The following is a 22,909-nucleotide window of genomic DNA, read 5'->3' on the forward strand; positions in this document are numbered from 1 at the left end:
TGTACTAGTCGCGGGTCAGGCGGCGGTGGGTGACCCGGTGCGGACGCGCGGCGTCGGCGCCGAGGCGCTCGACCTTGTTCTCCTCGTAGGAGTCAAAGTTGCCTTCGAACCAGTGCCAGTTGGCCGGGTTTTCGTCCGTGCCTTCATAGGCCAGGATGTGGGTGGCCACCCTGTCAAGGAACCAGCGATCGTGAGATACCACCACGGCGCAGCCGGGGAATTCCAACAGCGCATTTTCCAGGCTGCTGAGGGTTTCCACGTCAAGGTCGTTAGTGGGCTCATCGAGGAGCAGCAAGTTGCCACCCTGCTTGAGGGTCAGGGCCAGGTTCAAGCGGTTGCGCTCACCACCGGAGAGCACACCTGCCTTCTTCTGCTGGTCCGGGCCCTTGAAACCGAAGGCTGCAACGTAGGCCCGTGAGGGCATTTCCACGTTGCCGACCTGAATGTAGTCCAGGCCGTCCGAGACGACCTCCCACAGAGTCTTTTCGGGGTCGATGCCGCCGCGGCTCTGGTCGGCGTAGGAGATCTTGACGGTCTCGCCCACCTTGAGCTCGCCGCCGTCGAGCGGTTCCAGGCCAACGATGGTCTTGAACAGGGTGGACTTACCCACACCGTTCGGGCCAATGACGCCAACGATGCCGTTACGCGGCAGCGTGAAGGAGAGCCCATCAATGAGGACGCGGTCGCCGAAGCCCTTCTTGAGGTTCTCGGCTTCCAGAACAATCCCACCCAGGCGCGGGCCCGGCGGAATCTGAATTTCTTCGAAGTCAAGCTTGCGCGTGCGGTCAGCCTCGGCAGCCATCTCCTCGTAGCGGGCCAGACGAGCCTTGGACTTTGTCTGGCGGCCCTTGGCGTTGGAGCGAACCCACTCGAGTTCCTCGGTGAGGCGCTTTGCCTGCTTGGCGTCCTTCTTGCCCTGAACTTCCAAACGAGCGCGCTTCTTCTCCAGGTAAGTGGAGTAGTTGCCCTCGTAGGGGTACAGGTGGCCGCGGTCGACTTCGGCGATCCATTCGGCCACGTGATCGAGGAAGTAACGATCGTGGGTCACGGCGAGGACTGCGCCGGCGTAGTTCTTCAGGTGCTGTTCGAGCCAGTTAACGGACTCAGCGTCAAGGTGGTTAGTGGGCTCATCAAGGAGCAGCAGATCCGGCTTTTGCAGCAGGAGCTTACACAAGGCCACACGTCGTCGCTCACCACCGGAGAGCACCGTAACGTCGGAGTCGCCCGGCGGGCACTGCAGTGCGTCCATGGCCTGCTCGAGCTGGGAGTCAATGTCCCAAGCGTCGGCAGCGTCAATGGCTTCCTGCAGCTTGCCCATTTCCTCGAGCAGAGAATCGAAGTCAGCGTCGGGGCTGGCCATTTCCTCGGAAATTTCGTTGTACCGGGTGATCTTGGAGTAGATCTCGCCGACACCTTCCTGGACGTTGCCCAGGACCGTCTTTTCCTCGTTCAGCGGCGGTTCCTGGAGCAAAATGCCCACGGTGTAACCGGCGCTGAGGCGGGCCTCGCCATTGGAGGGGGTGTCCAGTCCAGCCATGATCTTCAAGATGGTGGACTTACCGGCACCATTGGGTCCTACGACGCCAATCTTGGCACCCGGGAAGAAAGACATGCTTACGTTGTCAAGAATGAGTTTGTCGCCAACAGCCTTGCGGGCGTTGGACATCGTGTAAATAAATTCCGCCATACCCCTAAGGCTAGTGGGTGCGGGGCGATAACTCACATTTCTCTGTCATGTCCGCGGCGCGTCCATGACCGCCCAGTTTCCAGACCGGCGCCATGCTAACCATTTGGGAGGCTGCCGCGCTAGTGCTGGTCGCCTACAAAGCACCGACCGGAGGCAAGGATGGGCAGGATAGTCACGGCGGCCTTGCCGTCCCGTACTTGACCAATGACACATGCTGATTCGACAGGGGACGCAGCTTCTATGGCATCCACAGCCAAGCCGGTAGGCGTGATATCGATTGAGACCTCGACTTTTTCCTGCACTGCACCGGCTTCAAGCATGGCTGCCATCATCTGGTCCCTGTTGGGTGCCTTGGTGGTGGCCGACAATTTGTCCAGTGACGTCTGAACTCGATCAGCAAAGGCCTGCTCCGCAGTGGGCGGCTGCGCGGGAGTAGCCGGGTCAGTCGCAGCTTCCGCACTGGCCGATGGCAGGCTTGGTGCGGGAGCCGGAGATCCGGCTGTGGGCAACGAACACCCTGCTGTGGCCAGGGCGGCAGCGAAAACCAGAGACACGGAAACCGCGCGCAGCCGCCGAAGGGTTGGCAGCGAGGACTGGCGGGGAGTCAGGTTATCCAAAGTCACCCCGCCATTCTGCCACGGCTGGCGGATCCCTTTAGTACGGTGGTGAAACAGAGTCAACCAGTTCACCCGTGCTTGCATAGGCAACGAGGCCGTCACCGGCGTCCACTTTCGCATTTTCGGCTCCGCTCTGGTCGTCGTCCTCTTCTTCGTCTACCCCGGTTAGGTCTTCCGCCGGGTCACCCGTTGGGCCTGTCTCGCCGCCGAGCGTCTCCCCTTCGGAGTAGGGCTCCCGGTCGTTGAGTAGCGCTGATTCCTCCCGGACGCCGTCGACGTCGGGAATTGGATTTGAAGGGGGCGTGGCAGGCCCACTTTGGCCTTGCGGATACTGGCCTTGGGCACCTGTTCGCAGCGTGGCATTGCGGTGGTAGGTGCAGGTGCCGAACTTCAGGTCGTTCCCCACGGTTTCGGCGTCAATCTCCACGGCCATGCCCTGCGATCCGTCCAGCCTCAACCAGGTCTTGATCCTCAGCTTGCCTGAAACAATGATGTGGTCACCTTTGTGTACGCTGGCCGCAACGTTGTGGGCCAGTGAACGGAACAGGTTTACCCGAAACCAGTTGGTGGACCCGTCAACCCACATATTGGTCACAGGGTCCTGCACCCGATGGGTGGAACCCATCCGAAGCTTCCCGATAACCAAACCCGATTCCTTGGTATCCAGCTCCACATCTGAGGAGGCAAATCCATGGAGAGTCACATAGTTGGACATGACCTGTCCTTTCGTTGATGTCTTGAATTGGTGTTCTTTGGCTGCTTCAAGACAACGCCAGTCTGGACCTGGTTTACAGGGGGCAAAGTGAATTTGGGGACAACACCGCTAAGGGCCATAGCTGTGGAGGAAGCTAAGCCGCTGCAAACCTGATAATTTAGACAAGGTTCGTTTCGTGCGAACCACGCCTCGGTAGCTCAGCGGATAGAGCAGGAGCCTTCTAATCTCTTGGTCGTGGGTTCAATTCCCGCCCGGGGCACCATAAGGGCCTCTGAACTGCGGTTATGTTCCGCAGGTCAGAGGCCCTTATGGGTAAAAACGGCCCAAGTCACGTTTTTGAGCGAAAGAATGCTCGGAGTTTACGCGCCCGTGCAACGAGAATCGGCCCAATTCCTGGCGAATGGATCCCCCAACCGGCCTTCCAATACCTGCTAAAGACTGCCAAAAGCCGTCACTGTGCTCCAATGCAGGTTGCCTGCCGCTGGACCCAATTATTTGGCCCTCCGATTGCCGTGTTCAAGGGACAGAATGTCGTTGACAGGCTACTAAGCCGCCTGCACAAAGGAAAGTCGACCGCCGCCGTCATTGCCCAAAAAACCTTCGGAGACGGCGCCAAGTTGGTAGCCAGGACACTGCGGTGAGCTATATCTAACCACAATCGCAGCGTCGTAGATGAGTGGATGACGCCCAAGGAGATCTGTCACGAGTTGCAGATCCCTGAACAGACCTTCTATCAGTGGCGCGCCAAGCATGCGGGCTCGAGGGCTCAAAGGATCGGACGCCATCTTCGCATCAGCCGCACGGATTTCAACGCGTGACTCGCCACCACGGAAGACCCCATTGGCTATAGCAGAAACACCACTCGGGACGTGGCGAAAAGTAACCCGCCGTAAGCTCGGGCCCATCACATGCAGGGCCCGGGCAACCATGCGCGGTTATGATGGAAAGCCCCGCATGTATCAATCAACTGGGGCAAAAGGGGCACAAGCTGAAGCCGCCCTGCTGGCGAAACTTAATGCGATGCTGCCACCCAGTGATGATGTGATCAGCCCCGACATGGCCATGAGCGAACTTGCCAAATTCTGGTGGCTGGAATTCGAAGACCTGAAACGAGCTGCCAATACACGCCGGCGGTACCGGGAAGTCATCGACACTTACATCCTGCCCGGCGTTGGCAACCTGACCATCCGCGAAGCCAACGTCTCCACACTGGACAAGTTCCTCAAGGGCGTGCGAACCAAACATGGCAACGCAACAGCCAAAATGTCCAAAACGCTGCTGACCGGCATGTTCTCCCTAGCAACACGCCATGGCGCCGTCGCTGCCAACTCACTCCGGGAAGTCGCCCGAATCCGCACCGGCAGCAAGGAAGTAGGGGCGCTGACCATTGACGAAGTGGCCATACTTCGACACGACGTCTATACCTGGCAGCAACCAACCGGCCGCCAAAATGGGGTCCACGAAAAGGACATCCTGGACGTCGTGGAGATCATGCGTGCAACCGGAGTCAGGATCGAATAGGCCCTTGCCAGCCGATGGTCCGACGTCGGCCTTGTTGCCGACCCTATGGGATGAAGCCCACCAACGATGCCTGATCACGAAGAGCCCCCATAGTTCGTGACCGCAATATGCATCTGCCGATAAAACCTGTGGATTTAAGTTGCGCGTCCAATGGCCAGGGTTTGCAGATGATAATTGACCTATGGCTAATACCCCTTGGACAGATGAAGCGCTCCGCGATGGTCGACACGATACTCTCGGACGCCTACCGTACGCACTGCGGGCCGCGGAGCTTATCCACACAACTCACTCGTTTGAATCTAGTGCAGTCTTCGGTCTCAGCGGCCCTTGGGGTAGCGGAAAAACTTCATTGGTGAACATGATCGTTGGAGAACTCAAAAGCAAGCACAGTGAGTGGGCAGTAGCCCGGTTCACTCCTTGGGCCACAAATGATGTTGTGGGTTTGTTGAGTGAATTTCACTCGTCCCTCGCCGAGGCACTTCCCAAGAAAAAAGGCCGAAAGGTGCGAGCGGCCCTCGCCGTCACGGCATCAGTCGCTGCCCCGGCGGCGAATCTCATTCCGTACGCAGGCAGCGCTGCCGCGGAAGGTATCCGCCTAGCTGGCGACGCGTTAGGCAAGTTGCCGTCATGGCAGGTTGCATTTAGTCGGGCATCAGCGGAATTGAAGGATCTAGAGAAACCGATTCTCGTTGTGGTTGATGATATCGATCGGCTTCATGGCGATGAGTTGCTGGCTATCTTGAAAGTTGTTCGGTTGCTCGGTCGGTTCAACGGCGTCCAGTACCTGCTCGCATACGACGACGAAACGCTATATCGAAGCATGATTGCGTCGAATGCTGTTAATCCAAACGATGGTTCGGCTGAGCGGTTCATGGAAAAAATTGTCCAGTATCCACTCTTCGTGCCTCCGTTATTGCGGCACCAGCAGATCTTACGACTTGATAGTGGACTCAAGGTTATATCTCGACCCACCAACGACGACGGTTCGTCCGGTCAACGTCTTAGCGGATTAATCGACTGTTTCACGAATTTATTGACGACCCCACGGGCGATTGACCGATACATTGCTCAACTGCGGCACCACATACCGCTCCTGCCGCCGAATGAGGTCGACGACGAAGATGTTCAGTTGCTTACACTCATCAGGGTCAGCTTCCCGTCGCTGTTTAACGCAATTCCACGGTACCGAAGCGAACTCGTGTCCGGCCATACTAATGAGATACGAACTGACACCAAGTCTTTCGAGTACGAGCGGTTTGATATCGAGCCACTGCTCGATATCGTCCCGAGTGACCTCCGCCGGACCGCCCGGGACCTGCTAGAGTCGCTGTTTCCAAAGGTCGCTAAGAAGGAACGATTCTCAAATCACGGGAGCCAGCGGCGACAAAGTGTCCGTCATGAGGAATACTTCGACCGCTATTTCGCTATGGGTATCTTGGACCATGATGTCAGTGATTCGACGGTAGAATCCGCGGTCAGTTCTGCGACCGACGGGGATGGGTCCCAGTTGACGGGCCTCCTCGTCGGAGTATCGGACGAGCTCAGGAGTCTAGTGATAAGTAAATGCCTCAGTCCGCATAACCAGCCTGCCACGGATGTGCGCCGCCTCCAGCTGGCTGAAGTTCTAGCCTTGATAGCGGAAGGTCTGCCGGGGGATGACACCGGCCCGTTCGGCGACCAAGATCAACTCCTTGGCTGGATTAGCAAGATACTCGCTGGGCTCACTAAGGAGACACCAGCGGAGAAGATTCGGGCCGTCATCTGGAAATTCAACGGCCCGGCTCTTCGTATTCGAGCATGGAGGAGGGTGGAGTACAGCGTCAATGACGCAAAGCCCTCCGATAGGCCGCTCTGGTATGACGAAGTGACAGCAATGCTAGTCGATGATTCGATTGCCGACTTCCTGAGGCACCTCAAGCAAGGAGACGATGCTGCTGCTCGTTCTGGTGTCGGTTACCAGGCAAACTTCGTTCTTCGCCACCGTGCGGAACGACTTCGGGCGGGAGTCCACCAACTTCTTGAGTCGAAGGAGGTGGACCTGTCAATTCTTGCCTCGAGGCTGGTATCAGTTCGAACCTTTGCCGGCATCCAGCCCGACTGGCAGCTGTCGCCCGACTTCGAGCAGGAAACGTTCAACCAACTCGCACCGCCCGGCAACGACCCGTGGTACAACGAACCAGTTCAACAAGTTGATGTCCGCGATCTGAGCTGGGCGAACCGCCGCAAGTTCGCTGCCGGGAGAGTCAGCGCACCACCTTCGGACGTTGTTGAGTGAGGAGACTCTCCGGAAACGAATAGTGACTTATGCCCCGGCAGCTCTGCCCCGCAGAACCAGCGAATGACCGGACACACAGCAAAAGCCCGAACAATCTGCTCGCGTGTTAGCGGCCACGAAACTCGCCCCAGGTAGAAAACCTGACCGCTGGTGAGCAGAAACCCATGGCCCTTGACACAGGTGAGCGGCCAGTTCATCACGCTTGCCAGGGACGACGCCAAGTGTCCCCGCGGTTGCAAATGTAGTGGCACAACCTTAATCTGGGCTGAGAATTCAGTGCCGCCCGATAGCCGAACGTTCACCAGACTGCTTCGTTATGCCTCAGATCGTCGGTGTCTTGATCGATGCCGACTGCTGTAACCGTTCAGCTTGCGCAGGAACAGTGTCCGTCTCGGTGGGTGCTGTGCTCTTTGTCGGCGAGACCGCATCGGAGGGGTCATTGCTCGAGTCATCCTGATACTGCAATCGGTCTAGCTGTCCAAGTGCCGATATGGCGTCACGGAACGCATCGAAACGAGGCACAGCGGGGTGTGCACGATCACCTAATTCGTAGTCACGCTCAATCGCGGCGAGGGTGAGTCGTGCTGTGTCAGAGTGCTTGTCATTCGGCATTGCGAGGGAAAGCTGACGGAGCAACCTACTTGCATCGTACTTTCGGATGCCTGCGGGATGGTCCCGAAGGAAAGCTTGAATGTGACGGGCTAGTTGATCGTTGGCGCGTTCGTCAGACTCGTGGTCAGCGGCGTCCTCAAGCCGTTGGGCCAGGTCACCGAGCAGCAGAGTGAAGCGCCTTCGCAATTCATCGGCGCCGTCCACCTCGGAGTTGAGTTCTAGCAGCTTGACGACTTCCCGAGCAAAGCCGGCTTTCTCGATGTGTTCATCGGGGAAGACCGCCGCGATCGTTGTCTCTAGCGCCTCCCAGACAGCGTCTGTTGAACGTGCGAACTCCAAGATCATTTCGACCGAAAACTCTTGCCCCGTAGACTCAGTCAGACTAATGAAACGAGCGATGTGATTAAGGGCGGCGCGGCGAGCGATCGATATTGGAATGAGATCCTCGATTTCGACCGGTGTGGTTCCCCAATCGGTTTGAACACCGTGACGCTCTGCCCATGTGTCTATCCTGACGATGTAAGCGTCCTGCAGTACTCGCTGTTTTCTCATGTCTCCGCGTTGCAGGATGCGCTCGGCTCGGCGGCCCGCATTGTCTCCGTCCAGCAGTGCTACACACGCCGGTTTGACGGTGTCTCGACCGCGCGCCAAGTAAACCATGTATGGGATTCCGTCGGCTCCGCCGCTGCCGACAATAGTTACCCGGTTGAGATCCATCACGGACGCCGTGGTCTGCTCCCGGTCGGCAATGTGAGCTGACAGGCCGGCTAGCAGCACCTGATCACCAGCTCCCTCCACGAAGAGATTCTGTCCACCGATGAACGCTGTCTCAGCTATATAGACGCCCAACGAGGAACGGAGAGGTTCATAGCGGTTATTTGCTGCGTCTCTAACGACACGAGTACCCTCGTCGTCCGCTCCCTTGTCCAGGACGCGTATGCGTTGGGGTGCGTTCTTATCGATGAGAAACGGTGAGTGAGTGACGTATACGACTTGGCCACCAGCTCCTCCATCTTCGGGGTTGGCATAGTCGTGCAGGATGCGAAGGAGATCCTGCTGTCCCACGCTGGATAAGTACGCGTCTGGTTCATCGAGAAGCAGAATCGCCGAGCCGTTGCCGGCAAGACGATGTGCGGTGAGCTGAACAAAGTAGCTGAGAAAGAACCGTAGGCCCTGGCTGCGTTCTTTGAAGGAGTATGTTGACGCTGTGCGGTCTTGAATGGTAAGTGCAAGTTCGTGTTCGCGTGCCTCGACGAGCAGATCAAATTGTTTGTCTTGGGTCCACCAGCGTTGGATATTAAGGTTCTCCTTAATTGCCGCATTCATGCGGCCCACAAGCCCCTCCACGTAACCCTCCCGGCCCTCTTCGAGGCCGCGCAGCAGTTCGGCGAAGGCTTCTGGGGCAATTTTTGCTGCATCAATCAGCAACTTGCGCGCGAGCTCAAACTCAGCGTCTTCATCAAGTGCGGACATACCGCCGGCAGTGTTTTGCGCCGCCATCAGCGTGGCCAGAAGCTGATCCAGCATTCCCGCGGACGGATCCGAAGCGTCGATGCCATCAAACAGCTGACCGCGTTGAGAGCGGCGTAGCGAGAGTCGGTTGTGTCCGGCGAGACGCCGGATCGAGACACTGTCTGGGATAGCGAGATCAGTAACCATCTCGAACACTTTTGGGAGACGACTTTGAACGATGGCTAGATCTGCATCGGTGATGGCAACGCGATGACCGTCGATGACAAGGAAAGGTGCGCGGTCACCGGGGCGGAATAGTGCGAAACGTTTCGCGTTCTCTAGTGCGCTGATCCCGATTGGCTTTTCTGAGGCTTCCAGTTCTAGCCAGGCACCGAACTCGGGGTATCGCAGCTGATCGACCTGGACGGAGTACTGCGAAGAGTATCGACAAAAATCAGCACGATCAATGCGGACTAGGCCGAGTGCAGCCTTTATTGCCCCAAGAAGGTGACTTTTCCCCGACTCATTCGCTCCGACAATCGCTGTAATACCGGTGTCGATTGGGATACGAACGAACGGATACCAAGGCCCTTCCTGATCTTCCCAAGACTCGCGGTCGGCACTCGGCCGGGCTTTCAATTCGAAGTCGAAGTTGAAGGACTTATAGAACCGAACGTCAATACGTGTCAGCTTCATCGGCGGACGCTCCTAAATATTCGTGGTGGACCTGCAAGGAGCCTATCGGAGCCCTCCGACACTTCGATGCGACAGGCGCCCGTTATCCGGTCCTTCTCCGGACGAAATTGCCTCTGACCGGCACTTTTGACTTTGCAACTCCACACGTATGCCTTATGACCCCGGCAATACTGCCCGGTGCGGGTATGGCGCATTCGAGACGGTAGTTTCCGGGGCTTCCGTCGGGAGCTGGGCGCGGCATATTGATTCCGAATACTGGCGCCATGACGGCAATGGCCCGACGGTCCTACCTGCACTGACGAAGCCGTCGCAAGCACTCCTGCGCTTTCGAAGATTTAGGCGATTTGGATGCGTTCGTCGCCGAGCTCGACTTCGATGCGCAAAGTACCTCCGATAGCTTCAACATATTTGCGCAGTGTGTCGACTTGAGCCCGGTCAATGTCACCTTGCTCTATCCGTGACACCCGATTCTGGGTGACGTTCAGACGCCCGGCAAGCTGGACCTGGGTCAGCTCGGATGCTTCCCGGAGTTCGCGCAGACGATAGGCACGAACCTCATCAAGCATCCGCTTCTTATGCCCCTCCACAACCGCCCGATCGACCGGACGCTTCGCCAGCACCTCCTCCATGGACGTTGTCATCACGCCTCTCCTTTCAGAGTCTTCACATGATCATCGAACAAGTTATCAGCGACCGGAATGATCTTCGCGTATCACTTAGACCAATTTCCAGCCTTGTCGCTGGCCACGAGCAATATCGCCTGACGTTGCGGATCAAAGGCAAACAACACCCGCTTGACACTGGCCGCAGTTCCTTCATGTTCTTGTGCCGCGACCGGACAACGGTATCCACCAGGGGCCGGCCAAGCTGCGGGCCACGCTCGGCCAACAACTCAAGGGCAGCGCCCACTTGCGCATCAGGTCGTCATCCAGACCGAACAGCCATGCCAGGGGCCAATACCCTCTCTGATGTCTTGATATTCAAGATCACACCTCACCCGAAAACGCCACCAAGAATCAGACTTGACCGTCAGACCGGGCACTCTCCGACATAAGACAAAACCATTCTCTGAACGACAGGGTTTGTTGGCACAGCACGGCCCGCCCACGACAAACGGTGACATGTCACCAGCCATGCTGATGAACCTGCAAACGGCCATCAAACAACAGCTCCGTCGCTACGCTGCAGAGCCTCGTCACGTTTTATTCACGTTTTTCAACGAAAACCCACGCCAATCCTTGGCATGTCAAAGGGGCCCGTGGTCCCACACTCCCCCGGAAACTGGCGGTTTTTGGCGGTCCATGGAGGCTGTTGGCATGAGTGTCTTGAGTTTCTCTTGGTCGTGGGTTCGATTCCCGCCCGGGGCACAACTTGGCCCGACCTGCGGATATACCTCGAAAGTCTAAAACTACGGGGATTGGGATTGCCGCAACTCATCTTTCACTCATCTAATTCAACAGACTTTTCCTGAGTTTCTGGTCATCTTTTTCAGCACGTGACGCTCATCATTTTCAGCGTTCAGTCGCAAAAAGTGGCTAGATTCCGCGGATATTACATTCCCGAATGCGGCCAGCAGTTGCGCGCAACAATTGGCCTTTCGATCGCCGCAAACACAGGCCTGACAGCGGCGTGAGCAAGCAATTGAGCGAGTCTTCCGTCATTTCAAGCGCATTGCCTGAACCGTAAGAAGAACGGCCACCAAAATACGCGTTCGCCATCGTGGGTCAACAGATCCTGGACGCGCATCAGCCAGTCGCGAGGATTTTGGAATCGAGGCCCGCACCGTTTCGCTTGCTCGTGTTACAAATCAACTCATCCCCTTGTATTTGCCTTGGCGCCCTCTTAGGCTGTGCATGAAAAGGCCCGAATCGACCAAGTGTCGTCAGTTCCGATGGCACCTCCACCATGTTCAGGAGTCTTCCGTGTCATCAGATGGGGCAAGTAGCGAGGCAAAAGCATCAGGTACTATCCGAGGTAACGAATCCGGTCGGTTCCTGAATTCCATTGAACGGTTGGGAAACAGGATTCCAAACCCCACCATCATGTTTGTGTACCTGATTGCACTTGTGGCAGTTCTGTCGGCGATCCTGTCGTGGGCCAATGTCAAAGTATCTGACAAAGTCATGACCCCGGTGCCGACCCAACAGCTCCAACACCTCAACGACGCCTTGGGCGGGACCCTGGTGCCGTTCGACACGGCAACTGGCATGCCTGTGACGCTGCCGGACTATACCGTCAGCGAGCAGACTTTCGCCGTTAAGAACCTGCTCTCAGGTGACGGCCTTCAGGTCTTCTTCTCCTCATTCGTGGACAACTTCGCAGCGTTCAGCGTCGTTGCTGTGGTGCTGGTCGCCATGGCTGGTGTCGGCGTCGCCGAACATGCAGGCCTCATGGCGGCACTGATTCGAAAGATAGTGAAGGTGGCCCCGCGCTGGTCGCTCGCCTTTATTTTGATCTTCGTCGGTGTGCTTTCCTCCGTGGCATCCGATGCCGGGTACTTGATCTTGATCCCGCTCTCCGCGGCTGCGTTCCTCTCCGTTGGGCGGCACCCACTGGCCGGCATGGCGGCCGCATTTGCAGGTGTAGGCGCCATTTTCGGGGTCAACATATTGATCACGCCTTCGGACTCAATGATTACCGAGATTACCAATGAAGCCCTCGGCAACATTGGGGCCGCGCCTCTCTCTGTTACCGCGAACTTCTACTTCAGCATCGTCTCCTCGATAGTCCTGACTCTGGTGGCCGTTCTCGTCACCGTCAAGATTGTTGAGCCCCGACTGGGCAAGTACGAACTGGCCGATCCTCTTGCCGCTAATGCCGAAGAAGAAGTTGATGCGAACGCGGAAGCTCGCGGACTGAAGTTCGCGCTCTGGGCCCTCGTCGCCGTCGTCGTCGGCGTGCTGGCCATCTCGCTGCCCCCAGGTGCTCCGCTGCGTGACACCGCAACCGGGGAACTCATCGGGGCGACGCCGTTCATGGCGAGCCTGATCTTTATCATCTCCCTGGCGTTCCTGATTTGCGGCATCTTCTACGGCCTGGGCGCGAAGACCCTGCGTGGCGGCGACGAAGTGGTGGGGGCGATCGCGAAGACATTCGGCAGCCTCGGCGGGCTGCTCATCATGTTCTTGATGATCTCCCAGTTCATCGCCCTGTTCAACTGGACCAACCTGCCTACGGTTGCCGCCGTCGAAGCTGCCCATCTACTCGAACGGGCCAGCATCCCGGCCGTCTTGCTGCTCATCGCCTTTGTCTTGGTGATTTTCGTGCTGGACATCATCCTTCCCGGTCTGGTTCCAAAATGGGCGATTTTTGCCCCAATATTCCTCCCCATTTTCGCCTCGCTCAACGTCGCCCCCCAAACGCTACTGGCCGCCTACCGGGTGGGCGACTCCCCCATGAACGTCCTGACCCCGCTGATGGTCTATATGCCCTTCATCGTCACGATTGCCCAACGTTACAAGAAGGACGCCGGAATCGGCACAGTTATTGCCCTGATGGTCCCCTACACAATGTGGATCCTGATTGCATGGGTCGTCCTCTTCGCCGCCTGGTTCCTGCTGGGCATACCTTGGGGTCCCGGCGCCCCGGTGAACATGTAAGACAACACCACGGATCCTGAGAAAGGCCTGCCAACGATGAACACCACGGACGCCGTCATCCCCTCCCACACCGCCCCTTTTACCGTGCATGTTGTCACCGGTGACACCCCAGATGTCGATGCCATTGGAATTCCCGTGTCCATCGACGGACAGGCCCCGAAGGTTCTCGGCGTCGACACCGATGCGCTTACCCGCGCCGGTTTCAACGCCAAGATCGGTGCTGCGCTAACCGTCCCCGCTAGTCCAGTCACACTTGTTGCCATCGGCATAGGCAAAACCGGTTCCCTGGACATCACAGGCGCCCGCGACGCTGCGGCTGCCTTCGCAAGCGCAACTGGCAATGCGCGGCGCCTGGCGATTTTCCTCAAGGATCTTTCAAACCTCGACGTCGGTGCCGCGGCCGCCGCCGTCGTCGAGGGCGTTCTCCTGGCGCGCTACCACTTTGACCTGCGAACCACACCAGCACTCAGCGTCAGGGTCGAGGAACTTGCGCTCGTCGTCAACGAGGCGGATTTGGCCGACGCACGAGGTGGCGCCGAGCGCGGACGCGTAACGGCACTCGCAACCATGCTCGCCCGAGACCTCGCCACTAGCCCGGCTGGGATGCTCACCGCAACGCGGATGGCAGAGGTTGCCGTGTCCCTCGGAGCGGAATTCGGCTTCGATGTTGAAGTGTTCGACAAGGATGCACTCGGAGAACTTGGCTGCGGAGGGTTGCTGGGTGTCAACAAAGGGTCGGTGGAGCCACCGCGCATGATCGTGCTGCACTACCGCCCAAACGGCACCCCTACAGGGCACCTCGCTCTGGTGGGAAAAGGCGTCATGTACGACTCCGGAGGCATCAGCCTCAAACCCGGGGACCTCTCGCACTCCCAGATGAAAAACGACATGACAGGCGCGGCAGACATTCTAGGAGCGATGACGACACTTGCCCAGCTTGGCTGCACCGCCGAGGTTACCGGATACCTGATGTGCACCGACAACATGCCATCGGGTTCGGCCATGCAATTGGGTGATGTGCTCATCACCCGTGGCGGAAAGACCGTCGAGGTGCTTAACACCGACGCCGAGGGCCGCCTGGTCATGTCCGACGCGCTCGTACTGGCTGTAGAAGCTGGCGCGGACGCGATCGTCGATATTGCAACCCTCACCGGAGCCTGCCTACGCACCTTCGGCACAGAAATCGCCGGACTGATGGGCAACAACGAGAGCATGCTTGCACAGGTTGAGGCAGCATCAAAAGCAACGGATGAACCAGTGTGGAGGCTGCCGTTGCCACCGCGCCTGCGCGCCGAGCTCGACTCGGACATTGCCGACATCAAAAACATCGGCGGCGTCAATGCTGGCTCGATCACCGCCGGACTTTTCCTGCAGGAATTTGTAGCTGGAACACCCTGGGCACACATAGACATCGCCGGCACAGCACAAGCCCCGGCAACGAGCCGGTGGATCCCCCGCGGACCCACAGCATTCGGCACACGACTGCTGGCCGAACTGGCACTGCAGTTTGAATCCCCTGGAGTCAACTAGGCGGCGGCCCGGTTCCATCACCCATCCGCAGGGGCTTGCCCGATTACCAGAGGAGCGTTCGACTCGGCAGCATGCATCGGGTTCAACGCTTCCTGCCGTATTGCCCCAGACCTCAGCGTGAACTGGTAGCCACGGACGGTGAGCTGAACGCCTCGAGGAGGATCACTGATGACCCTGCTTTTGGAAAACCCGCAGCCGAATCACCGGAGGACATCGCAGGCGCACAAGAAGCAGCCATCTTTTGCCCATCAATTTCAGCTGAATTTTCCCGAGGTTCTGGTCATCTCCTTCAGCAAGCGTCGCTCATCATTGGCAGCGTTCAATCCCAAAAAGGTGTCTGGATTTCGCCGTTCTCGATTTCCCGAATGAGGCCGTCGAATCAGCGCCCATTCTTTCACTGTAGTAACTCAGCCAATCGTCCAGAACAGGTGGCTCACTTTTCGACCGTCACCGATACTGCACCTGGGGAAATCACGAAGAAGGAAATCGTCGCGTATGTGTCGGCGAGGACCGGTCCGTGCGTGGCCCGGACGTCGGGACCGCCGACGTATGACTACGACACCGGGCTGGGCCTGCCCGTCGAGCTCTGGCCGCTGGTAAACCTTCGTAGGAACCTGTTCGCACCCACCAAGAAGGTCACCGAATACCGCCTGCGCCGGAAGGGGAAGTCAGTACGAAGCTGCACGCAGCAAGCATCTTGGAGGCGATCAGGCATTATGGGCCCGGCTCCCGGCAAAATCCCTGGAAACTCCAGGAAGTGTAAACCCTGACTCCAGCTCAGGTCCGCAGTCCTGATGCCCGGACAGCCGGTGGCCTAGTCCACAGCTCCACCAATCACTGGTGGGCACCCATACTAACTGCGTCCTTGGACAAGGACGGCTCAGGCAGTCAGGTTCAAGGCACCAGGCTGCAGCCTAAACTTCAGCTCCTCGCCGCGCGCCAATCTGGCAGCTTCTTCCACCGTGCTGACAGCCATGCGCTCAAGTTCCGTGCCCAGTGATCCCGCCATGTGCGGAGTCAACAGGACGTTGGGGTGGGTGTACAGCGCCGAGTCGGCCGGCAGCTCCCATGGAGTGGTGACATCCAAAGCGGCGTAGAGGTCCCCCCGTTCAATGCGACGAAGCAGTGCGTCCTGGTCGACAAGCTCACCCCTTGCGGTGTTGATAAACGTTGCGCCAGGGCGGAAACTATCAATGAGCTGCGCATCAATCATGTTTTTCGTTGAAGGCAGGGATGGTGCGTGCAGGCTGATGACATCCGAGGTGGCGGCAAGCTCCGCCAGAGTCAGCTTGGAAACTCCCAGCTCTGCAGCTTCGGCCTCCGACAGGTAGGGGTCGGCCACCACCACATCCAGTTCAAAGGGCTGAAGCAGGCGGATCACGTGCCGGCCGATCTTGGAGGCCCCGATAATACCCACACGTTTGCGGTAGTTACCCATGTCGGGGAATTCCAGCTGGGCGTCAACCAGAGATTTGCGGGCGCGCAAGAGGCTGGCAACCTGCAGCACACGCTTGTTGGCCAGCAGAATCATGGCCAGCGTGTATTCGGCGACGGGAATGGAGTTGGCTTGGGCTGCAGTGCTGACCTGGATGCCACGTTCCCAACATGCGGGGCCAACGTGATCTCTTACAGTGCCAGCCGAGTGCAGGATATAGCGCAGCCGTGGCGCTGCGGCAAGGACAGCCTCGTCGATCATGGCGCAGCCCCAGCCTGTGATGAGCGCGTCAGCTTGCGCCAGGATGGCACGCGACTCTTGACTGTGAAACTCCTCCAAAGGCGCAAGGCGCAGCAGCTCAACATGGCCAGCCAAGGCGTCAAGCATGGCTGGCGGAAAGATGAGGTCTGCCGTCACACGCGGCATGGCCAGAGCAACCTTCAAGGGTTCACTGCGAGAGCTCACTTGACACTTCCTGCCGTCATACCCGACTTCCAGAACCGCTGCAACATGATGAACGCCGCCAGCAACGGCACGATCGAAAGCATGGAGCCCGTAATGACCATGGGGACAAAATCGGGCAGAGGCACAGCATAGCCCTGCCAGATGGAAATGCCCACACTTACGGGCATGAGCTGCTGGTTCTGAAGCATGACCAGGGGCAGCATGAAGTTGTTCCACACCCCAACAAACTGGAACAAGCCAATGGTGACGAACCCGGGCATGATCATGGGCAGGCCGATGGAAAAGAAGGTACGGACGGGACCGGCACCATCCACGCGCGCGGCCTCGAGGGTCTCGTTGGGGATATATCCGGCGCTGTAGACACGGGCCAGATAAACGCCGAACGGGTTGCACATGACGGGGATCAAGATAGCCCACATGGTGTTGGTGAGCCCAACCTGAGATGCGAGCATATACATGGGCAGCACCGTGGCGGTGTTGGGGATGAGTACTCCCACCAGGACCACGCCAAACAGGGAGTCCTTCCAGCGAAACTGAAACTTGTCGAAGGCGTAGCCAGCCATGACGGCGATCAGCCCTCCCACGACGGCGCCAAATCCGGCGTAAATCACCGAGTTGGCCATCCAACGGAAGAACACGCCTCCGTCTTGCTTTGCAACGTTGACGATGTTGTCCACCAACGAGAAGTCGCCAAAGGAGAAGGCGCTAGTGCCGTAAAGGTCGGCGGTGTTCTTGGTTGAGGCAAAAACCAGCCACAGGACCGGAACCACCATGTAGGCAGACCCAAGAATCAGCAGACCATTAACGGTGAACTTGCTGGCAAACCCGCCGTCGCGCTTGGACGCGCGCTTGCCGTTGGATTCTATGCGTGGCGACTCGGGACGGGTCAGGGTTTGGGTGCTCATGATTTGTCCGCCTTGTTGCTGAAGCGAGTGACGATGAAGGAGAGAACGGCTGCCAGCAGAGCGATGATGATGGAGGCCGCCGCGGCCTGGTTGAGATTGTGCCGGTTGAATGCGGCGTCGTAGGCCCACATATTTGGTACCCATGTGCTCGTGATGGAATTTGTGGCCTTGGCAATAATGGTGGGTTCCGTAAACAGCTGCAACGTGCCAATGATGGTAAACAACATGATTACGCTCAACGCCGGCAGAATCAGCGGCAACTTGATGTTCAGGGAGAGGCGGGCCTCCCCCGCACCGTCCACGCGGGCTGCCTCGAGAATTTCCTTGGGCACGGCCTGCAGGGCGGTAAAGAGGATGATGACGTTGTAGCCCGTCCATTCCCAGACAGCTATGTTCACCACCGAGGGCAGAATCAAATGGGCGTCAAGAAAATTCAGCTGGATGCCGCCGCTGGCCAACACCTGAACCAAGGGGCTGATGCCTGGTGTGTAAAGGTAGGCCCAAATGAGCGCGGCAATCACGCCGGGGACGGCATGCGGCAAGAAAACAAGTAGCTGGAACAGCTTCTTGGCGCGGGCAACGCCAGCGTCCAGCAGCAGTGCAAAAACGACGGCGCCACCCACCATGAGCGGGATGTACATTGCGCAATACATCAGCAGCCGCACCAATCCGCTGACAAAAGTTTCTGACTGGAGGACCTGAACGTAGTTTTCCAGTCCCACAAACTTGGTAACGGATGCACCGAAACCGAGGCCTGATTTCTGTTCCGAAAAGAAGCTCAGCCAAATGGAGTAGACCACCGGGGCGACCATGGCCACAGCGAAAACGGCGAAAAATGGGGTGAGAAAGAGGGCTGCGGATCTGCCGCTATTTCCTGTGGCGGTGCGCTTCTTGGGCGCCATGGATGTGTGAGCCTTGATGGCCATTGGTTGCTCTCCTAGCTGGAGCGGGCCGCCTCCGTGGTGAAGGCGGCCCGCCGAATAACTACTGGGTGACGGATAGGCCAGTCTGCTTCAGGCCCTCAACGGTGGCCTTTTGGGCCGAATCTAGTGCGGCACCGATGGTGGAGCTGGTGCTCAACTTGCCGAACGCGTCCTTGATGGCCGTATTGGTGATCTCCCAGTTCGGGCCCCACTGCCAGCCCGGTGTGATGACCTTGTAGGCAGCCTCAAATACGGCGTAGATATCGTTGCCGAAGAAGCTGGCGTCATAGGCCTTCTGTGCCGTTGCGGTCAAGCCTGGGAAAGCAAGGAAGGCCGAGCCGGTGTTCCCACGAGCGGCGACAGCTGCCTGGTCCGTGGCCAGGAACTGGATGAACTTCGCGGCGGCTGCCGGGTTCTTGCTGCCCTTGGCGACATTGAAGCTGGAACCTCCATAGAAGGCGCCTGCGGGCGTGCCCCAGTTGGGGACTTCAGCTGCAATCCAGGCACCCTTTTGGTCGCTGCCCTCAACGCGTTTCTGGATGCCAGTGGCACTCCAGTTTGCACCGAGAACACCGGCCACATTGCCCTTGGCCAGGTCCATGCTCCACTCATCGCTGAAGGACTGCTCAACCTTCACGATCTTGGCGTCAATGAGCTTCTGCCAGAAATCTGCAATCTTCTTGCTGCTGGCGTCGTTGATGCCGACCTTCCAGCTGTCACCGGCGGCACTGAACCACTTGCCGCCCGCCTGCCATGCCAGCGCTGCTGTGACCGTCGGTTCATTAGGGTTAAAGCTGGCCAGATAAGTGCCGGGGACTGCTTGCTGCAGCGCCTTGCCAGCGGCCTCAAAGTCGGCCCATGTCTTGGGGACCCCGACGCCGGCCTTGTCCAGCAGGTCCTTGCGGTACCACATGATCATCGGGGCAGCGTCATAAGGAAGACCGTAGGTCGCTCCGCCGAACTGGACGAGGCCGCGAATCTGCTCGTAATACTTGTCAACGCTTGCAGCCTTGTCAACCAACTTATCGAGCGGCTCAACCTGTCCGTTGCTAACGAACTGGGGAAGGTTTGCGTACTCAATGGTCGAGACATCGGGGCCGTTGCCTGCCGTGATGGCTGTGGACAATTTGGCATAGCCGCCGCTGGCGCCGTTGGGCACGGATTCAAAGGTGACCTTGATGTCGCTCTGGCTGGCGTTGAAAGCTTCCGTCACCTTGTCCATGCCGGCCAAGGAAGACCAGAAGGTGACCTCACCCTTGGGGGCAGCAGCCGGAGCATTGGTTACTGCCTGATTGTCATCGGTTCCGCAGGCGGTCATGAGAAGACCTGTGCCAAAAAGACCTGCTGCGCCAATAAGTAGGCTGCGACGCTTCATCTTGTTCTCCTTTGAATTCATAGATGCACTGTGCATGTTCATGTGTGCGGGGACACATGCGCTGTATCCATAAAACACTCAAACTTGAACATTTTCAGTGAAATGAACATAAGTAAACAAGGACGGTTAAGGGCTCACCCCAGCGGAGCAGAGGACTCCCTGACCACAAGCCGCGGTGAGAGCGTAACCTGCTTCATGGCAGGAGCCTTGGCGGGTGCCGATTCGATGCGGCTCAGGCACATCTGCAAGGCCTGGTAGCCCACGTCGTGCTTCGGAGGTGACACGGCGGTCAGGGGCACGGCACCCATGGAGGCCACCTCGTCGTCGTACGCCACAATGGCTATGTCCCCGGGGACACTCAAGCCGCGTGCTTGGCAGCTGTCCACCAAAGCCAGCGCGTCCTCATCATTGAGCACCAACAGTGCCGTGAAACCGGAACTGACAACCCAGTCGACCCTGTCTTCGAAGTAGGCGTGCAGGCCGCCTGGCGCCTCCTGCTCAAGTGTCATGAACTGTTCCATGGATTCAGTTCGGGATACTCCTGCCCGGTCGAGTGCCTGCCGGTAACCGATCCGCACCCTGGTGGTTGTCGGGCTCGTCTCGCGCACGCATAGGCCAATCTTGGTGTGGCCGAGATCCAGAAGGTGGTTCACGGCAATCTCGGCGCCACGGGAATGGTCGCTTCGAACGGACTCGAGCTGAACCTCGTCAAGTACGTCGTCTATGGGCCGTTCCGCGATGACGATGGGGATTTCCGCGGCAGCCAGCAACTCCAATGTCCGGGTTCCTGAGAGACTTTCACGGCTGGGGGTGACAATCAGCCCGTCAACACCATTGGCCAGCAGACGCTGGATCTGACGCTCTTCCTCTGCCTGAGAGTAGTTGGACACGGCCAAGACGATCCGGGCCCCCAAATCCCGGGCTGCCTCCTCGGCCCCCCTGATGACGGAGGGAAAGTAGTAGCTGGCGCTGGGCATCACCATGCCGATGGTGCGAACCGGCATTCGGACTCTTTGGACTGCCGGAACTTGCATGCTGCCGGCCTGACGCCCTTGCCCAATTACGTCGGGCCGCTGGGAAGCGGGTACTGGGATGGCCCCGCCGTGAACGCGTTGCAGGGCTCCTTGGCCCTCCAGCGACTCCAAATCCCGCCGAATGGTCATTCCCGATATGCCCACCCTGGCCGCAAATTCGGTGACATTGAAAGAACCGTGCCGCTTGAGTTCGCGCAGAATTTGGGCTCGGCGGTCATTCGACAACATGGCTAGCTCCCTGCTCGTTTCACTTTGTTCAAATGAACAATATGAACTAGAACGCACTTCCATCTGGAAGTCAAGGTTGTTACGGTCAACGCTGCCAAGCGGGAGACCAGATCGGAGATCAGTGCGAATTGCTGCTGTGCGATTTTCGGTGCCCATTCGGCGAGTGCGCTCGGCTCTTGGAATCGTCCCGGATCGTTTGCGCGGATACCTGCCATAAGCGTCTGGTGCCACGAAACGCCCCTCAGAACTTTCCTTCCGTCGGAGGCACGGCGAGCGTAAAGTATGGGCATCCGGATGCGCGTTGAATTCATGGGAGATGACCACGTGGACGACCAAAATGGAATCGATGTTTCTGTTCAGCCCAGCGGAACCGGTTGCGTCGAATGTGAAGCCACGTCCGGTTGGTGGCTCCACCTGCGCCGTTGCGCCCAATGCGGCCACATCGGGTGTTGTGACACCTCTCCATCCCAGCACGCAACCGCCCACGCCCAATCAAGTGGGCATCCAATCATCGGCAGCTTCGAACCCGGCGAAGACTGGTTCTGGAACTATGCGGATTCATCCTTTTTCGACGGCCCCGAGATGCTTCCGCCCACCAGCCACCCGATCACCCAAACAGTGCCCGGGCCCGCCGAACGCGTACCAATTGATTGGCGCAATCACCTGAATTAGTGTGGCTTCGCGCCGGAGTGCTCCACACCTACCCTTCAAGGATTCAACTCCAACAATCACTGCAGCATTCATGGCTACGTCGTGGCCAGTAGGCGTCGGGCTCCATTAGTACTCGCCGGACAGTCACAGGATGTTATTGAGCTGCTCAGCGCCGACGCGCCTTCGCCAGCAGTTCATTGGCGCCATAACTGTCGTCATCAGGATTCAAGGTACGCCCCGGCGCCACCAGTTCATCGATTCGATCCAAGACCTGAGCGGAGAGCCTCACATCGGCGGCGGGTAGCTGAGAGACGATCTGCTCCATCGTCCGCGGCCCAATGATCGCGGACGTGACGCCAGGATGGTTGATCACGAAAGCAATGGACAGCTCTATCAGGCTCATCCCGGCGTCCTCGGCCAGCTGCGCCAACGCCTCGACGACGTCGAGTTTCTGCTGGTTGGCCGGACTCTCCATGTTGAATCGAGCCTTGGGTCGCGCACCCGATGTGGGTACTGGCGCAGCGTCTTTACGCCATTTCCCGGACAGCCAGCCACCGGCCAGCGGGCTGTACGTCAAGGTGCCCATACCGTGCCGTTGCGTAGTGGGCAGGATGTCTTCCTCAATGCCTCGGACAAGAATCGAGTACGGTGGCTGCTCTGTCACAAAACGGGCCAGACGGCCCTCGCGGGAGGCAAGCTGCGCTTCGACGATCTGGCTGCCGGAGTAGGACGAGGAACCAATGTAGCGGACCTTGCCCTGATGGACTAGATCCGTCAGGGCACCGAGCGTTTCCTCAACATCCATCAGGGCACTGGGACGGTGTACCTGATAGAGATCGATGTAGTCCGTGCCTAGCCGCCGGAGCGAGTCCTCAACCGCTTGCATGATCCACTTCCGTGACCCACCGCTGCGGTTAGGCCCCTCCCCCATGGGCATGAAGAACTTGGTGGCCAGCACGACGTCATCGCGGCGCCCCTGGAGCGCCTGCCCAACAATCTCCTCCGATTCTCCAGCCGAATACACATCAGCGGTGTCGATGAAGTTGATGCCGGCATCCATCGCATGGTGGATGACTCGGATGGAATCATCCGCATCCTTGTTTCCCCAAGCACCGAACATCATTGTGCCCAGGCACAACGGGCTAACTTCCAGGCCGGTGCGGCCCAATAAGCGGTAATCCATGAGGTG

The 22,909-nt window shown here is 58.4% G+C and carries 19 protein-coding genes and 1 tRNA gene; 8 read left to right on the forward strand and 12 right to left on the reverse strand.

The window, feature by feature from the left end:
• Positions 1-4 precede the first annotated feature (4 nt).
• The 3 genes from ettA to CXQ94_RS07030 all read right to left on the reverse strand — a co-directional run bounded on the left by ettA (position 5) and on the right by CXQ94_RS07030 (position 3,019).
• On the reverse strand, positions 5-1,687 hold the full coding sequence (ettA, locus tag CXQ94_RS07020; protein ID WP_104087680.1) for an energy-dependent translational throttle protein EttA: 1,683 nt from the start codon (positions 1,685-1,687) through the stop codon (positions 5-7).
• Positions 1,688-1,806: 119 nt separating this feature from the next.
• A complete protein-coding gene (locus CXQ94_RS23035) occupies positions 1,807-2,310 on the reverse strand; it encodes a hypothetical protein (RefSeq protein WP_258066821.1) in 504 nt (167 codons plus the stop codon).
• Between the two features lie 31 nt (positions 2,311-2,341).
• Positions 2,342-3,019, reverse strand: a complete 678-nt coding sequence (locus CXQ94_RS07030; RefSeq protein ID WP_104087683.1) for a single-stranded DNA-binding protein — start codon at positions 3,017-3,019, stop codon at positions 2,342-2,344.
• A gap of 186 nt (positions 3,020-3,205) precedes the next feature.
• On the opposite strand from CXQ94_RS07030, the gene CXQ94_RS07035 reads away from it, so the two are divergent.
• The 4 genes from CXQ94_RS07035 (at position 3,206) to CXQ94_RS07050 (ending at position 6,815) form a co-directional block, all read left to right on the forward strand.
• A tRNA-Arg gene (locus tag CXQ94_RS07035) sits at positions 3,206-3,281 on the forward strand.
• A 382-nt stretch (positions 3,282-3,663) separates the two neighbouring features.
• Entirely contained in the window at positions 3,664-3,837 is a 174-nt protein-coding gene (locus CXQ94_RS23300; RefSeq protein WP_368665579.1) for a helix-turn-helix domain-containing protein, read from the forward strand.
• A gap of 136 nt (positions 3,838-3,973) precedes the next feature.
• Complete coding sequence (locus tag CXQ94_RS07045) at positions 3,974-4,540, forward strand: hypothetical protein (RefSeq protein ID WP_104087689.1); 567 nt, start codon at positions 3,974-3,976, stop codon at positions 4,538-4,540.
• A 181-nt stretch (positions 4,541-4,721) separates the two neighbouring features.
• Positions 4,722-6,815, forward strand: coding sequence for a KAP family NTPase (locus CXQ94_RS07050; RefSeq protein WP_104087692.1), 2,094 nt, complete (start codon positions 4,722-4,724; stop codon positions 6,813-6,815).
• Between the two features lie 321 nt (positions 6,816-7,136).
• Here the strand turns inward: CXQ94_RS07050 and CXQ94_RS07055 are convergent, their stop codons facing one another.
• The 3 genes from CXQ94_RS07055 to CXQ94_RS07065 form a co-directional block, all read right to left on the reverse strand.
• The gene (locus CXQ94_RS07055; RefSeq protein WP_104087696.1) at positions 7,137-9,575 is read right to left on the reverse strand and encodes a hypothetical protein; all 2,439 of its coding nucleotides are present in this window, start codon (positions 9,573-9,575) and stop codon (positions 7,137-7,139) included.
• A 335-nt stretch (positions 9,576-9,910) separates the two neighbouring features.
• Positions 9,911-10,216 (reverse strand): helix-turn-helix domain-containing protein, encoded by a 306-nt coding sequence (locus tag CXQ94_RS07060; protein ID WP_104087699.1) that lies wholly within the window; start codon positions 10,214-10,216, stop codon positions 9,911-9,913.
• A 22-nt stretch (positions 10,217-10,238) separates the two neighbouring features.
• The gene (locus tag CXQ94_RS07065) at positions 10,239-10,484 is read right to left on the reverse strand and encodes a type II toxin-antitoxin system RelE/ParE family toxin (protein WP_258066822.1); all 246 of its coding nucleotides are present in this window, start codon (positions 10,482-10,484) and stop codon (positions 10,239-10,241) included.
• 1,013 nt (positions 10,485-11,497) lie between these two features.
• On the opposite strand from CXQ94_RS07065, the gene CXQ94_RS07070 reads away from it, so the two are divergent.
• The 3 genes from CXQ94_RS07070 (at position 11,498) to CXQ94_RS07080 (ending at position 15,073) form a co-directional block, all read left to right on the forward strand.
• The gene (locus CXQ94_RS07070) at positions 11,498-13,174 is read left to right on the forward strand and encodes an AbgT family transporter (RefSeq protein WP_258066824.1); all 1,677 of its coding nucleotides are present in this window, start codon (positions 11,498-11,500) and stop codon (positions 13,172-13,174) included.
• Positions 13,175-13,210: 36 nt separating this feature from the next.
• The gene (locus CXQ94_RS07075) at positions 13,211-14,704 is read left to right on the forward strand and encodes a M17 family metallopeptidase (protein ID WP_104087705.1); all 1,494 of its coding nucleotides are present in this window, start codon (positions 13,211-13,213) and stop codon (positions 14,702-14,704) included.
• 168 nt (positions 14,705-14,872) lie between these two features.
• Positions 14,873-15,073, forward strand: a complete 201-nt coding sequence (locus CXQ94_RS07080) for a hypothetical protein (protein ID WP_104087708.1) — start codon at positions 14,873-14,875, stop codon at positions 15,071-15,073.
• Between the two features lie 511 nt (positions 15,074-15,584).
• Here CXQ94_RS07080 and CXQ94_RS07085 read toward each other — a convergent pair.
• The 5 genes from CXQ94_RS07085 to CXQ94_RS07105 form a co-directional block, all read right to left on the reverse strand.
• Positions 15,585-16,604 (reverse strand): hydroxyacid dehydrogenase, encoded by a 1,020-nt coding sequence (locus CXQ94_RS07085; protein WP_258066826.1) that lies wholly within the window; start codon positions 16,602-16,604, stop codon positions 15,585-15,587.
• Complete coding sequence (locus CXQ94_RS07090; RefSeq protein ID WP_104087711.1) at positions 16,601-17,509, reverse strand: carbohydrate ABC transporter permease; 909 nt, start codon at positions 17,507-17,509, stop codon at positions 16,601-16,603. The genes CXQ94_RS07085 and CXQ94_RS07090 overlap by 4 nt, the downstream gene beginning before the upstream one ends.
• On the reverse strand, positions 17,506-18,435 hold the full coding sequence (locus CXQ94_RS07095; RefSeq protein ID WP_104087714.1) for a carbohydrate ABC transporter permease: 930 nt from the start codon (positions 18,433-18,435) through the stop codon (positions 17,506-17,508). Before CXQ94_RS07095 ends, CXQ94_RS07090 begins: the two co-directional genes overlap by 4 nt.
• A gap of 58 nt (positions 18,436-18,493) precedes the next feature.
• Positions 18,494-19,807: a sugar ABC transporter substrate-binding protein gene (locus CXQ94_RS07100; RefSeq protein ID WP_104087717.1), complete on the reverse strand. Its 1,314-nt coding sequence runs from the start codon at positions 19,805-19,807 to the stop codon at positions 18,494-18,496.
• A gap of 134 nt (positions 19,808-19,941) precedes the next feature.
• Positions 19,942-21,069, reverse strand: a complete 1,128-nt coding sequence (locus tag CXQ94_RS07105; protein ID WP_104087719.1) for a substrate-binding domain-containing protein — start codon at positions 21,067-21,069, stop codon at positions 19,942-19,944.
• 309 nt (positions 21,070-21,378) lie between these two features.
• Here CXQ94_RS07105 and CXQ94_RS07115 point away from each other — a divergent pair, with 309 nt between their 5' ends.
• Positions 21,379-21,741, forward strand: a complete 363-nt coding sequence (locus tag CXQ94_RS07115) for a UBP-type zinc finger domain-containing protein (RefSeq protein WP_104088462.1) — start codon at positions 21,379-21,381, stop codon at positions 21,739-21,741.
• A gap of 145 nt (positions 21,742-21,886) precedes the next feature.
• Here CXQ94_RS07115 and CXQ94_RS07120 read toward each other — a convergent pair whose 3' ends face one another.
• The gene (locus tag CXQ94_RS07120) at positions 21,887-22,903 is read right to left on the reverse strand and encodes an aldo/keto reductase (protein WP_104087727.1); all 1,017 of its coding nucleotides are present in this window, start codon (positions 22,901-22,903) and stop codon (positions 21,887-21,889) included.
• Positions 22,904-22,909 lie beyond the last annotated feature (6 nt).

This window comes from Arthrobacter sp. GMC3 (assembly GCF_002929305.1).
In the GTDB taxonomy this organism is placed as follows: Bacteria; Actinomycetota; Actinomycetes; order Actinomycetales; family Micrococcaceae; genus Specibacter.